Below are 14,532 nucleotides of genomic sequence, written 5' to 3' on the forward strand. Positions count from 1 at the left end.
TGATGAGAAAAACCCTTGCTTTACTTTCCATGAGTCTGGGAATCGCCTTTGTAAATCCTATGCTGTCGGGTATTGCTCAGGTTCCTAATTTACAGCCCTTGCCAATACCGACTACTCCCGAACTGCCACCTCTGCCAGCGCCAAGTACACCTGAGGTAACACCACCGCTAAAACCAGTTGCCATCGGAACTGATTGTACGCTGCGGCAGAGTTGCTTGGGTTGGGATGACCAAATTTGGGGTCAAACGGGTAAAACAGGCGTTGGCGCTTCGCCCACCGGAGGCGATCGCCTTGCTCTATTGGCTTCTATTGACAACAGTTTGCGTTACTTAGCAAAGGACGAGGCGATCAAAGCATATCAAAATTATCCTATTAAGGAAATTACGCTGGATCGCGTGCGCCGCAGTTTATTACGTTTTCGCCAACTAATTGTTAGTTCTAAGTCTCCAGCCCAATTACAAGCTGCTGTGCGGCGGGAGTTTGATTTTTACCAGTCTGTAGGCAATGATGGCAAGGGTACTGTTAAATTCACTGCCTACTACGAGCCTGTTTACACTGCTAGCCGTGTCAGGACTGCAACATATAAGTATCCTCTTTATCGGTTACCACCTGATTTCAACCAATGGGCTAAACCCCACCCCAAACGAATTGATTTGGAAGGAAAGGATGGTTTATTAGGCAAAAAAAGCCAACTGAGCGGTTTAGAAATACTTTGGTTTCGCGATCGCCTAGATGCATATATGATACATATTCAAGGTTCTGCCCAAATTAAATTAACTAATGGCAAAACAACCTCTGTTGGTTATGCCGGCGGAACTGATTACCCTTGGACTAGTATCGGCAAAGAACTAGCTAAAGATGGCAAACTCCCCTTAGAAGGATTGACAATGCCACGTTTGATTAGTTACTTCCGGCAAAAACCCCAGGAGTTGAATAATTATCTGCCACGGTGGGAAAGATTTATTTTCTTCCAAGAAACAGGAGGTAGACCAGCTACCGGCAGTATTCATGTGCCAGTCACAGCAGAACGTTCCATTGCCACAGATAAGTCTCTCATGCCTCCGGGAGCGCTAGCACTAATTTACAATTCATTCCCCTACCCCGCCACTGGCGGCAAACTCGAAAGGCGTGCTGTCAGCCGCTTTGTCCTCGATCAGGACACAGGAAGCGCCATCAAAGGCCCCGGACGAGTAGATTACTTTATGGGATCTGGGAAATTAGCAGGCGATCGTGCTGGCATCACAGGCGGTAATGGTTCACTATATTATTTATTGCTCAAAGAATAAAGTTAGGAGTTAGGAGTTAAAAGTGAGAAGTTAAGAGTTATAAGTTATGAGTTAGGATTTTGGAGTTTAGAGTTATTAATTCATAACTCCTAATTTTTCACTCCTCATATCAAGTTCGGATAATCACTTATTGTTAAAAATTCTCCCTTGTCTCCGCGTCTTTGCGTCCCCGCGTCAGTCCTAATGATAAGTCTTCACCCGAACATGATATCACTCCTCACTTCCAACTCCTCACTCCTCACTCCTAACTCCTAACTCCTAACTCTCCCTAATACGGCGGATAAGCAAAATCATCTTCATCAGCATATACGTAAGAACCAGAAACCCCTGCCATTGCCATTTTCGGGGTTTCTGATTTCACAGGTTCCTTGCCAAATTCTTTGTGTTCTTCAAAAATTTTGCAAATCATTGCAGACTCTACAGAATCCGAAGCAATTAAATATTGTGTTAAAGTTCCTACCGTTGGATGTTTGTAATCCACAGTTGAAGCTACTAAAACGGTATTTGGTTCAATGCCTCTTTCTTCACACTCAATAATCGGGCAAAAAATTCCGTGGGCGTGGAATAAAGGGCCTTTTGGTGACAAGGGTTGCTTGCGATATACAGCATAAGCCTTTTCCAGTTCTGCAAGGAATCCACTAACTATTTTCCCTTGTTGAAACTCGCAGTAAGTTTTGCTGAAACTAGCTCCAGCCGCGCCATTAAGTGTTAACTGTAGTGGTGATTGATGTAAAAACTTTTTATTCTCTCCCACTATAAAAATTAGATAACGAGTAAAAGTTTTAAATTTAAGTTTGTCTGCTAAAAAAGCATCATAGTTATCTTTGAGCGTACCCAGTTTGAGACCCGTTTCCCGGTCTTTCACAGATAACGGCCCCCGTCGCACTATAACCAAGCGTGGAGTCGTGCTGATAAAGACAGTTTCCACACCAGAGCTAAATTCATGCTCTACTTGCTGCCAATTTTCATCTGGTACAAAGCCCACAGCATTGGCATTGTCAAGTTTCAGCGCCAAACCGTAAGATTGCATACCATCTGCGCCATACCGAGGATTAATCATCTGACACCAGGGGATGACTTGAGAAGGCGGTGCATTAAATTTATCGTCTTCAAAGTCGAAATTAGCAGATGCTTTCATCGTTTTAGGCTATCAAAGTGTTTTCTTGAACAAGTTTATCGGCAGGAAGCTGATTTTGGTGAGACAGTTATGTGCTGTCTTCAAATTTAAAAACAACTAGGTTACAGTTAGTCCAACGCTATGGTGTAATTTAATGCCAAAAAGAGCTACCGAACGTCGCACCAAACTGCCATAGTAGTTTTTCCAGAGTAAGGCAGAATCAATCTATGTTGCAATCCCTGTTTCGTTTTTTAACAACAGGCATGGGGCATGGGGCATGGGGCATTGGGCATGTTGACTGTTGACTGATGACTGATAACTGATGACTAGTACAATCAGGATTTATTCTCTTGTCTCCCTTGTCCCCTTGTCTGCCCCCTCTCCCTCATCTCCCACACTCCCCACTCCCCACTCTCCCAAACTCAAAGCCGCGAGGGTCTTCAAATCAGGGACTTCTAAATCAGGTTGACTCAATGCTGATACAGTAGCACCTGTTCCTTGTTGCCCTGCTCGACGGTTTACCCAGATTGTCGATAGTCCTAAAGATTTGGCTGTAACAATATCGTGATAAACACTAGCCGCAACGTGTAATATCTCTTCCAAGGGTAGATTAATTCTCTCAATAGCAACTTTGAAGTTATTTAAGGAAGGTTTGTAACTTTTTACTTGTTGTGCCGTGATGATTTCATCGAATTCCACCTCCAAATGCTTTGCTGAAAAAGCGAATAAATCGTCATCTATATTTGATATGATTACCAGCCCGAACTTTTGCTTGAGAGTTTTAAGTGCCTCAACTGTATCTGGGAAAGGTTGCCAATACTGAATTGAATCAGGAAGTGAATTTATCTGGTCATTAGTTGGCTCAAATCCAATTTTTTCACCAAGTTTTTCGACCACTCTGTGCAAAACTTCTCGATACTTGATAAATTCTCCTTGTTGGATTTCTGCTTCTAACTGGGCAAAAAGTTCCAAAATTTGATTGTCATCTAAGTTTTGGTTGTGTGACAGCAGCACAGGCTTGAGGGCCCCTAAAATACCACTCTCCCAATCGATTAAGGTTCCATAACAATCGAAGGTTAAAGCTTTGTACCTATTGAAGTCAATCACTTTTTTATACCCCAGACTTTGATTAATTGGATTGAGTTTTCAAAAGCCAGAAAGCAGATAAATTTATCTAATTTTACCTATATCTTGCGTTTTTAAAGTCTTTAAACATTTCTCTTCTAGATAAGTCTGGTTTAAGTAGATACATCAGAAAATACCAAACTCTCGAAAGCTCGCTAAGTAGAACGGTACAATAAAACTAAACTATGTAAATAAAAATAAAGTATAGTAAAACCCTTATCAATAAAGCATTCCATACAATATTGGTAATAAATATTTAGTTAAGGCTACATATGTGAGATAATGCTACAAAACACAGAAAAATATTCCTAAGATAGTTTCTATGGATGCTAAATCTGAGGATATAAAAGCAGATACTAATACAGAACTAGACTCAACTGAACAGCAATCTCATAGTAAGCCACCCAGACCTTTTTTGGTAGCAGAAGCGGTAGTTAAAATTCTAGAAAATCTGGGAGTTGAGTATGCTTTTGGTGTTTCTGGAGGTGCGATCGCCCCACTATGGGCTGCACTACACCAAAGTTCTATTCAGATGTTGCATTTTCGACACGAGGCTGGAGCCGCTTTTGCGGCCACTGAGGCGTACTTTGCTAGCGATCGCCCAGTTGTAGTGTTCACTACCACAGGGCCAGGAATTACCAACGCTTTAACAGGATTGCTAGCTGCTCGTTGGGAGGGGGCTAAGGTGATTTTGGTCTCAGCTTCCACCTCCGCACCACAGCGGGGACGTTGGGCTATTCAGGAAACCAGTACATATACTATGCCTGGTGCAGGTATTTTTACTTCTGGTTCAGTATTTAATTACGCAACTACCCTTGAATCTAGCAACGAACTTCCAGAGATTTCTCAAAGGCTTGCCCTGGGACTAGCACAACCGGGAGGATTTGTAGCCCATTTGAGTATTCCTACAAACATCCAGACAAGTTCGCTAAACATATCTTTGCCACAAGTAAATCTGTCTCACGGTGTGGTAACAGTCACCCAAGAGACAATCGCCCAATGTGCCCAGTTGCTATCTGAAGGTTCTTTTGCGATTTGGTTGGGCTTTGGGGCACGAAACGCGGCAAAAGAAATTCGCCAGCTGGCTGAGAGGACTGGGGCTGCTGTTATGTGTTCGCCACGGGGCAAGGGTATCTTTCCAGAAGACCATCCTCAGTTCGTAGGTGTCACGGGCTTTGGTGGGCATGAGTCAGTTTTGAGATATATGCACGAGGAACGTCCAAGGCGCGTGCTAGTGCTGGGAACACGTCTTGGTGAATTTACCTCCTTTTGGAACCCTTCGATGATTCCTTGTCAGGGGTTTGTCCATGTTGATATCGATCCCCAAGTACCAGGAACAGCATATCCAGCTGCCAAAACTTTAGCCATCCAGTCCGATGTGGGAGTGTTTGTCAAAGCTTTACTCAAGTATTTTCCTGATGCTTCTGGAATCTCAAAAATTCAGTCTGTGCCCATACTTAAGCGCCATTTCATCAAGCCACATACCGAGAGTTTAGTACGACCAGAATTCCTCATGAATGTAATTCAACAAGTAATTGTTGATGGCAGTAATGCATTAGTGATGGCAGAATCGGGGAATTCGTTTGCCTGGGTGATTCATCTGCTGCAATTTAGTACGCCAAATCGTTACCGCATCAGTAATGGATTTGGGTCTATGGGGCATTTTGTCACGGGTGTAGTGGGTGCAGCTTTGGCCGGAAATACCAAGGCTGTTGCCATTGTGGGAGATGGAGCCATGTTGATGAATAGTGAGGTAAACACAGCTGTAAAATATCAAGTTCCCGCCGTGTGGATTGTACTCAATGATGGACGCTACAATATATGCCAACAAGGAATGGCATATCTAGGGTTCAATGATGCGGATGCAAGCATTCCCCAGGCAGATTTCGTCAAGATTGCTCAGGGAATGGGAGCAGAAGGTATTCGAGTAGAAAGCGAGTCCGATGTTCAAGCAGCCCTAGAAAAAGCGATCGCAGCAAAAGGCCCATTTGTCGTAGACGTAATTATCGATCCCAACCAAATACCACCATCTGAAAGTCGTAATCAGAGTTTGATTTTACAAGGCGCTACAAATTATTAAGAGTAGATGATATATGGTTTATTCTCCAGTCGGTATTCGTGCGATCGCTTTAAGCCTTCCAAGTATCAAACGCACAAATGACTATTACATAGAAAAATACCCACAGATAGTTACTCAAGCCGAGGAAAAAGGCTTTGCAAAGTTATTTTCGCTCACTGAGTCAACTGCAAGTAACGAATTTGAACAAGAAATGTTGCCTTATCTATCAGATCCCTTTCGCGGCACTGTTGAGCGATGGGTGCTTGGGCCTGATGAGTCTTCCCTGACACTAGAGTATCGTGCTGCAATGGACGCTCTCAATGCAGCTAAGCTGGCTCCTGAGGACGTTGAACTAATGATTGTTTCCTCAGTTTGGCCCGAACAAATTGGATTTGGCAATGCCGCTTTCCTTGCCCGTCAACTAGGTCTTCAAGGTGCTGCATGGAATCTTGATGCAACCTGTGGAAGTACTCCAGTTGCCCTTCAAACTGCCAGTGCTTTGGTGAAAGCAGGAGAATATCGCAATGTACTAGTAGTAATTTCTTGTACGTATTCTCGCTTTTTTGACGAGGATGATACATTCTCATGGTTTACTAGCGACGGTGCTGGCGCTTTCGTAGTTGGTGCATTAGAAGATAACCAGGGAATTCTTGGTACAAAGACCGTTCATACTGCTGCATTGAATGAAGTTCTGTTTGCTAAAGTCACAAAAGATGAGCAAAACAATCCACAAGTCCGTATGCAAATGGGTAAGGGTGCGAAAGCTTTAGCTACAACTGCTCCTGAGTTTCTTCGTCAATGTTGTGAGGGTGCTGTTGCGGCTGCTGGTATAACTCTTAAAGAAATAGATTTTTTTCTTTTTAATACACCTACAGCTTGGGTTACAAATTTCAGCACGCGCGTATTAGGTATCGATCCAAAGCGTACAATCAATCTTTACCCTCAATATGCAAATATTGGGCCGGTACTGACCGTAGCCAATTTATACCATGCTGTACAGTTGGGCAAAATTCAGGAAAACGATCTAGTTCTGATTTATGGTTCTGGAGCAGTGGGTGGTGCTTCAGCAAATGTCATGCGTTGGGGAAATGTTGCTTTGGGTTGCGATCCCTTCAAGAAAAATGACTTAACAGTGCAAGACCTTAAAAATACAAGCCTCCTTTGTTGTTAAAGTTGTCTGTAACTTATGACTCTATCGCTCCTAAAATTTTCAGCGTAGATTTCTGAGCTTCAGTTAAACCCAATACACCACTAATATTCATGCCCTCATAGGGCCCTTCGCTTTTGAGAGTTTTCAAACATTCACCTGTTTTGATATCCCAAAGCTTAGTTGTTTCATCTTCACTGCAACTGGCAACCAATTGACCGTCAGAACTAAAAACAACCGACCAGACCCATCTTGTATGTCCCAACAAAGTTCTTACGCATTCTCCTGTGGTAATATCCCACAGCTTCACAGTTTGGTCACCACCACTACTAGCAAGCATTCGTCCATCCACACTGAAGGCAACTGAGTATATGCAATTGGTATGCTCTTGTAAAGTTTTAAGGCATTTTCCTGTGGTAATATCCCACAGCTTCACTGTTTGATCTCCACTACCACTAGCAACTATGCAACCATTTGGACTAAAAGCAACTGCCCAAACCCAGTCAGTATGACCCTCAAAACTTTTAAGGCATTCACCAGTAGCCACATTCCACAGCTTTACTGTTTGGTCATGACAGGCACTAGCTAAGACATTATCGTTAGGACTAAAGGAGATTGACCATACTCTACCACTATGACCCTTAAAACTTTTAAGGCATTCACCAGTGGTCACATTCCACAGTTTTACTGTTTGGTCATCACTTGCACTGGCAAGAAAATGACCATCGTGACTGAAAGTAACTGATGTAATTCTGTTAGTGTGTTCTTGGAAAATTTTGAAACATTTACCAGTGCTACTATTCCATAACTTTATGCTTTGATCTTCACTGCCACTAGCAACAATGCTACTATCAGGACTAAAAGCAACTGACGTAACTCGATTACTATGTCCTCGTAGAGTTTTTATACATTTTCCACTAATAGTATCCCACATTTTGACTGTTTGGTCATTACCGCCACTAGCAAGAATGTTACCGTCTTGATTGAAAGTGACTGACCATACACCATTGTTATAACCTTGCAAAGTCTTAATACAACGACCAGTACTAATATCCCATAGCTTGACCGTGTGGTCATCACTGCTACTAGCAAGAATCTTACTGTTTGGACTAAAGCTTACTGACCATACCCTATTAGTATGTCCTCGTAGAGTTCTAAAGCAAACATTATTGTTAATATCCCACAGGTTGATTGTACGATCATCACTAGCACTGGCAAACATTGTACCATCTGAACTAAAAGCAACTGAGTTTACTAAGTTAGTGTGTTCTTCGAGTGTTTGAAGGCATTTGCCTGTGTTAACATCCCATACCTTTATCGTTTGGTCATGACAACCACTGATTATGATATTACTATTAGGACTGAAAGCAATTGAATATACCCTACGGGTGTGCTCTTGCAGTGTTTTAAGGCATTTGCCAGTGTTAATATCCCAGACTTTTATCGTTTGGTCTTCACTACCTGTAGCAAGTAAATGACTATTTCCACTCAAGGCGACTGACTGAATTCCACCACTGTGACCTTGGAGTGTCGAAAGACAGCTTTCAGTCTTGATATCCCAAATCTTTATCGTTTGGTCTTCACTACCACTTACTAACATTCGACTATTAACGCTAAAGGCGACTGACCTAACTCCAGAATTGTGACCGTGTAAAGTTTTAAGACACTGACCAGTGCTAGTATCCCACAGCTTAATAGTTTGGTCGTTACTACCACTGGCAAGAACACAACCATCATGACTAAAAGCAACTGACCAAACCCAACCACTATGTCCCTGGCAAGTAAGAAGTTGTTGACCATCTACACTATTGTAGAAACGAATTTCTCCATTGGTATCACCTGTAGCTAAAAGTTTTCCATCAGGGCTAAAAGTGACCGAAAAAATACCACCAAAGGTTTCTACAAAAACAGACTTAGCTAAATTTGCATACGCGAAATTTGTACTGTGTAAATTTATATTACGAAGGTCTGCTTGGCAAACCGTTAGATAAGAAAAATCATACCTACTTAGATCGGTTTCCAAATGAGAAAGTAGATTAAAAATATTACCGGCTGTATACCCTGGCTCTAAAGGAGATTGTTTTCGCAGAGTTATGAGAATTTTGGTTAATTGATTTTCAATAATTTTTTTACTTCTTAAATCATTAAGTAACCCATTTATAACTGGTTTGACGATCAGGCGAATTTGAGTATCTTTAACATAATCTTTACCCGTGGCCTTCATTAGAGCATGACGCCTGAATAAATCAATGTTTTCAGTGACAATCTCTTCACAAGCTTTTTCTATCAAGCTAGTAGTCACATATTCCATAACTACAGGTTGGAGGGTAAACAGCGATCGAGTTTTTTCGACCACAGGCCTAGCTCTCTCAATGAGCATAGGCGAAGCCTTCTCGATTAGCGATCGCCTCCCCAATGATTCTATAGCCTCTAGTAATTTTGCTTGTGGTATGGGTGATATAATATCATCCCGCAATTCTTTTAGTGTTATCGGCTCCTGATTAATCGCTAGCCAGTACATGATGTCCTTTTCTAAATCTGACAAGCGCTCAAATTGCTGCTCCAAAACATCACGAATGTCGCCAAAAACAGCCGTGTCTTGTTGTAAAAATTCAGTTACATTGCCATCAAAAATATCTTGAATTGTGGTGGCAACTATTTTCAAGGCTAATGGATTACCAGCATAGCGTTCAATCATTAATTTCCATTGATCTTCTGCCGCAGATAGTCCTTTGAGTTTTAAGATTTCTTGCCCTTCTGCTACTTTTAAACCACTTAATGCTAAGGAGCGAACAGGTAGGGTTTCTCCTTCCAGTAATGCTACTTCTTTTGGTTTTTCTCGACTAGTGAGCATTAAACAGCTTTGGTGAGTTGCTTCTCCTACCCGCCTGAAAAGTTCACCGTATTCCTCATATCCTTCTCGATAAACTCCAGCACGGCTACCACTACGGAGAATTGATTCTGCATTATCAAGTATCAGTAAACAACGATTATTTTGTAAATAATCAAGTAGGCGCGATAGCCGTTCGTTAAAGCTTTCTGGTAAATTAGCTTCTGTTTCTTGTTCGTCAGAGAGAAATTGAATTAAGTTACTGATAATAATTTTAACAGGTGGGGCTTCTCGTAGCGATCGCCAAATCACATACTCAAAGTTTTCTTGAATTTGTTGAGCAAACTTGACGGACAGTGCCGTTTTACCAATACCTCCTATTCCTAATAGTGTCACTAATCGACAATCTTCATCAAGAATCCATTGCTCTAAGGTACTCAGTTCTTCTCTACGTCCATAAAAAACTGATGTAAATATAGCTTCTCCCCAATCTAGACGATTATTTGAGCTAGAATAATCGCTTTTATCTATTTTTAATGAAAAAGCCGAAAATAGCTTCTCAATAGTCTGTTTGTCAACCCCTCCTTCACGATTCAATACTTTCGAGATCGTACCTGAATATAATCCAGACCGTGCGCTCATTTCTTCCAGAGTGTACCTGTTTCCAAAATTTTCCTTTGCCTCTGACTGATGCTTCGCTTCTTTTATTTTTTGCAAACCTTTAATAGTAAGTGCAACACCACGCTTGCGTCTCCAATTCTGTAAAGTCATGTATTAATTCACCGTTTACTTAATCACCTGTGACTAAAAAGAATTATCTACGAGGTTGCTGTAGATATTAAGTAAGATTTATAACCAATAAATAATCCCGTATTGTAGAGGATTTAAAAAAAGTGTAACGCCAAAATGTTCAGCGATCAAAGCTACATTGGGCAATCCAATGATTTATATAAGTCAATATCTATTCCTCTATAGACAATCTCATGTCTGGGGTATTGCTGACATCATCTGTTTAACTAAAAGCTTTTTGCATTTGGGTAATGCCAAATCAATTACGTGTGATGTTAGTTGCTTAATACATGAACTTTTCAGTAATTGGATTTGGACTCAAAGCTTAAGTTCAATCTTAAAATCTCGATTTTCACTGGTAAAGACCGTTGTGAATTGGCAATCTTGATAAAGAAAGTTTGTAAATATTTAGTCTATCAATACAATGAGTAATACTGCTGTAGAGAAATTTTCTAGTCTAGCAACATCCACAAAAAAAAGGACGGCCAAACGAATTACCGTAAACTTGGCATTAGATGAAGCCGAGAACCTTGAAAAGTATTGCGAACAAACTGGTAAAACAGTAACGGATGTGATTGAGGAACTCATTCGCTCGTTACCATAACCTGAAGTTTTCACACTAAGTTTCAAAGATTAAGAATCCAACAATAGCCAAGGTTAAAGTTGAAAAGTATTCTCTGACTTTAAATTGTGCAATCTCAGAAAGATATTTATGTCATTTTTTTTACACATGCACAAGCAGCTTCATAAAGGCGTACTGCACCAAGTGTAAGCGATCGCAGCACGCCATTGCTAAGCTGTTACACTTCACATCATCACTAACAAATTGTCAACTACTTCATTACTGGCAACGCTCGGATGAGTTCTCGAATCACATCCGTTGCTGGTCTACCAGTTTGTTCGCAATATTTTTCAAGATTCTTGGCTTCATTGGATGCCAAGTTCACAGTGATTCGCTTAACGGCCCATTTTTTATTCATGCTCAAACAGTTAAATCGTATATTGATAACTTCAAAACCTGATTTTACCTTTCCGACTAGGAAGTAACCTAAATCTCGGAAGTGGTAAGATACCGCTAAAATTACGATAATTTGTAAATATTCTAGTATTGCAGTTGTACTTTATCATCCAATCGCATTTTTAATCACCTAAGTTTTTGCGTTACACAGTGGGAAACCAGCGCTTTTTATGTAAAAAACAACGCTTCTTGTTCAGAGGGGATAAGAGAATTTAGATTTAGAGCCTGGGGGCGTTAGTTCTAAAAATTCAGACACAAAAGCCAGATACCATTATCTACTACATCATTAAAATATTTCAGTAGTATTAAATACTCTGCTGGCTGCGGTATTTAATTAATTATTCATATCCCCGATCTTGTTGTCTAACAATTTGATCGTCAATCCGCTTTACTCATTTCAATAACCTTACTCTCCTTGGACAAAGAGTGTTTTATCGTTGTAGTCAGTTCCATAATTGAGGCTGAATTACAACTAATTTGCAATCAAAAATGTCCAAACAAGCCTTAACCTAAATTTGTACTAATTTTAACTCAATCTTTGCTCAAGCTGTATGCCTTAGTAAGAAGATTGTGTAGTAACTATGATAAAATACGGTATTCCCATCGGATTGCAGATGTATTATATCTATTGACACAAAAGTAAAAGCCAAATTCAAGGCTCTTACCATTAATTTTTTAGTGTGTTCAGGATTGTAGATTGATGAAACTGCAACATCCTGAATTTCACACACTTTCAGTTAACCAAATTAACTGGAGCCGTAAATTCATAAGACACATAAATGCTTATTGCATAGTAGGAAACCACCCGTCTACGCAGACAGCATGAAATTTGCATATTTTCTGTGGAGTTTCGTTACTAAACCTGAGGAGTAAAAATGCTTGAGGCTATCGGTGTTGCTTGGTTATTACTATTATTTGGCGATTTCCTATCTACATTCTTTTACCACGTACCAGAGCATGTTTTCGGTAGCCTTCATTTAAAAACGCACCACTCCTGGAAAAAGGACTTTCGTCACTACGCTATATTGACTGTTAATCCGCAAGTTCTTTTAGATGGGATCTTGGGAGCTTTGCCTTATATACTCATAGCAGTAGTTCTCTGGCCTTTTTCCCCCACTGGCGTTATTATTGGACTACTGCTTGGTCAATTTCATGTATGGTGGAGACACATAAGCGTCTTGGGTTGGCAAACTCCAAAGCCTGTCAATATTTTGTGCCAAATTCTATTTATTACTACTCCAGAGAGACACTGGTTACATCATCACAAAACTAATTTGGGTTTTGGCGACATTTTTACCTTCTTTGAACAACCTGCACAAATTTGGTTGCGCTGGTTACGGCTGCTGAGGCTTCATTTCCGCTATTCTCGTATTTAACCGCAGCCAATTGCTTGACTAATAATTTTTTAGATCGGGCATAGGCCAAACACCGAGTGTTGACTGTTCACTGTTCACTGTCAACAGCTACTATTGAATATTTTTCAAAACTCAATAGGATTGCTACAGTTTAAAGCCCCTTAAGCCTTCGGTTTCGCTCAGGATTAAAGCCGAGCGAAGCCGAGGCTTTAATTTATATATAAAAAAAGATAAAAATATGTGAAACAAGATGGCGTAAGCCACGATGTTTCAATGCTTAAAAGGGAACAGGGAATAGGCAACAGGCAACAGTTCGCTCTTAAGCGCAATAGCAAACTAATTCCCCTTGACACTGGGATTGCTTCCCTACACACCGTTTTGATCGCAATGAGAATATCGGCGTTGCCTAAGTTCTAGAGCTGTAATAATCATTTTGCAAATTCCCTTCACATAATTTTCTATTGTGTATCCTCGTGTATTGCATCCAAGCTCCAAGGGCTATATTCTGAAAAATCCTAGTTTCTAGGAGCGAGAGGCTTTTGCCAGAACGAACTAGAATTAGGAAACACCTAGTGGGTTCTTCTGACTTTTGAAATTAGGAGTGCATGTGTGCCCAAATCCCCTAAATATTTGCTGATTGGATCAACCGAGACTTACAGCGGTAAATCTGCAACTGTTCTGGGTTTGTCTCATCAGCTACAGCAAAAAGGACTGAATATAGCTTACGGTAAACCGCTCGGTACGTGTTTGAATTCGTCTAGCGGAACTGTGATTGAAGAAGATGTTCAGTTCATCGCTCATAGCCTGAATCTGCCCGAAAACCGTGTTGCACCTATAATGCTGGCTTTGGATGAACTAAATGTGCAAAAACGCTTGCGTGGGGAGGACAAAACAAATTATCAGCAGTTGCTATTACAGCAATATTCGCAAATGTCGCCAGGAGATTTGGTATTGCTAGAAGGGCCTGGTGATTTGTCTGAAGGCAACTTGTTTGACTTATCTTTACTACAAGTGGCTGAGGTATTAGATGCTGGCGTCCTGTTAGTAGCCCGTTATAAATCGTTGCTTTCCATTGAGGCATTATTAGCTGTTAAGCAGCGTATGGGCGATCGCTTGATTGGTGTCGTCATCAATGATATCCCTGTGGCAGAACTAAAAGCGGTTGACACTCTGTTACGCCCATTTTTAGAACAGCGGGATATTCCAGTGCTGGGAACGCTACCAAACAGCGATTTACTCAAGAGTGTGAGTGTTGGCGAACTCGTGAAGCAATTAAATGCAGACGTTCTGTGTCGCAACGATCGCTTGGATTTGTTAGTAGAAAGTCTGGCAATTGGCGCGATGAATGTCAACTCGGCTGTGAAATATTTCCGCAAACGCCGGAATATGGCAGTGGTAACAGGAGGCGATCGTGTCGAAATTCAGCAGGCTGCTTTGGAAACTTCCACCCAATGTTTAATTCTCACTGGGCAACTACCACCACCACCATTCATTCTCAGTCGTGCTGAAGAACTAGAAATTCCGATTTTATCTGTTGACTTAGACACCCTTACCACAGTCGAAATTGTCGATCGCACTTTCGGTCAAGTCCGTCTCCACGAACCGATTAAGGTTCAGTATATTCGCCAACTGATGGTTGAGCATTTTGACATTGACCGCTTGTTATCTAAACTCGGTTTAACTCCCGCAACGGCATTGTCTTAGGGCATAGGGCAAAACCCTTCGGGTAGGGAAAAGGGAAAAGGGAAAAGGAATAAATTTAATCTTTCCCTTTCCCCCTTACCCCTTTCCCTTTCCCCATTCCTA

10 protein-coding genes are annotated in these 14,532 nt (G+C 41.1%); 6 read left to right on the forward strand and 4 right to left on the reverse strand.

Going from position 1 to position 14,532, the window contains the following annotated elements:
- The first annotated feature begins 2 nt into the window (after nt 1-2).
- Nucleotides 3-1,286, forward strand: a complete 1,284-nt coding sequence (locus GNE10_RS04935; RefSeq protein ID WP_185563925.1) for a murein transglycosylase A — start codon at nt 3-5, stop codon at nt 1,284-1,286.
- A 268-nt stretch (nt 1,287-1,554) separates the two neighbouring features.
- Here GNE10_RS04935 and GNE10_RS04940 read toward each other — a convergent pair whose 3' ends face one another.
- Together GNE10_RS04940 and GNE10_RS04945 are read right to left on the reverse strand one after the other, a co-directional pair.
- Entirely contained in the window at nt 1,555-2,424 is an 870-nt protein-coding gene (locus GNE10_RS04940) for a DUF5895 domain-containing protein (protein WP_185563917.1), read from the reverse strand.
- Between the two features lie 321 nt (nt 2,425-2,745).
- Complete coding sequence (locus GNE10_RS04945) at nt 2,746-3,510, reverse strand: haloacid dehalogenase type II (protein ID WP_185563918.1); 765 nt, start codon at nt 3,508-3,510, stop codon at nt 2,746-2,748.
- Between the two features lie 340 nt (nt 3,511-3,850).
- Between GNE10_RS04945 and GNE10_RS04950 the strand changes: the two genes are divergently transcribed.
- The gene (locus tag GNE10_RS04950) at nt 3,851-5,608 is read left to right on the forward strand and encodes a ScyA-related TPP-binding enzyme (protein WP_185563919.1); all 1,758 of its coding nucleotides are present in this window, start codon (nt 3,851-3,853) and stop codon (nt 5,606-5,608) included.
- Nucleotides 5,609-5,621: 13 nt separating this feature from the next.
- Nucleotides 5,622-6,758 (forward strand): 3-oxoacyl-ACP synthase III family protein, encoded by a 1,137-nt coding sequence (locus GNE10_RS04955; protein WP_185563920.1) that lies wholly within the window; start codon nt 5,622-5,624, stop codon nt 6,756-6,758.
- A gap of 13 nt (nt 6,759-6,771) precedes the next feature.
- Here GNE10_RS04955 and GNE10_RS04960 read toward each other — a convergent pair whose 3' ends face one another.
- Entirely contained in the window at nt 6,772-10,335 is a 3,564-nt protein-coding gene (locus GNE10_RS04960; RefSeq protein WP_185563921.1) for an NB-ARC domain-containing protein, read from the reverse strand.
- Between the two features lie 442 nt (nt 10,336-10,777).
- On the opposite strand from GNE10_RS04960, the gene GNE10_RS04965 reads away from it, so the two are divergent.
- Complete coding sequence (locus GNE10_RS04965; RefSeq protein ID WP_099070119.1) at nt 10,778-10,957, forward strand: RepB family protein; 180 nt, start codon at nt 10,778-10,780, stop codon at nt 10,955-10,957.
- Nucleotides 10,958-11,186: 229 nt separating this feature from the next.
- Here the strand turns inward: GNE10_RS04965 and GNE10_RS04970 are convergent, their stop codons facing one another.
- Nucleotides 11,187-11,333, reverse strand: a complete 147-nt coding sequence (locus GNE10_RS04970) for a ribbon-helix-helix protein, CopG family (RefSeq protein ID WP_096538967.1) — start codon at nt 11,331-11,333, stop codon at nt 11,187-11,189.
- Between the two features lie 913 nt (nt 11,334-12,246).
- On the opposite strand from GNE10_RS04970, the gene GNE10_RS04975 reads away from it, so the two are divergent.
- Together GNE10_RS04975 and GNE10_RS04980 are read left to right on the forward strand one after the other, a co-directional pair.
- Nucleotides 12,247-12,747, forward strand: coding sequence for a sterol desaturase family protein (locus GNE10_RS04975; RefSeq protein WP_185563922.1), 501 nt, complete (start codon nt 12,247-12,249; stop codon nt 12,745-12,747).
- Between the two features lie 588 nt (nt 12,748-13,335).
- The gene (locus GNE10_RS04980) at nt 13,336-14,430 is read left to right on the forward strand and encodes a phosphotransacetylase family protein (protein WP_099070121.1); all 1,095 of its coding nucleotides are present in this window, start codon (nt 13,336-13,338) and stop codon (nt 14,428-14,430) included.
- The last annotated feature ends 102 nt before the right edge of the window (nt 14,431-14,532 follow it).

It is taken from the genome of Nostoc sp. 2RC, assembly GCF_014222165.1.
GTDB lineage: Bacteria > Cyanobacteriota > Cyanobacteriia > Cyanobacteriales > Nostocaceae > Nostoc > Nostoc linckia.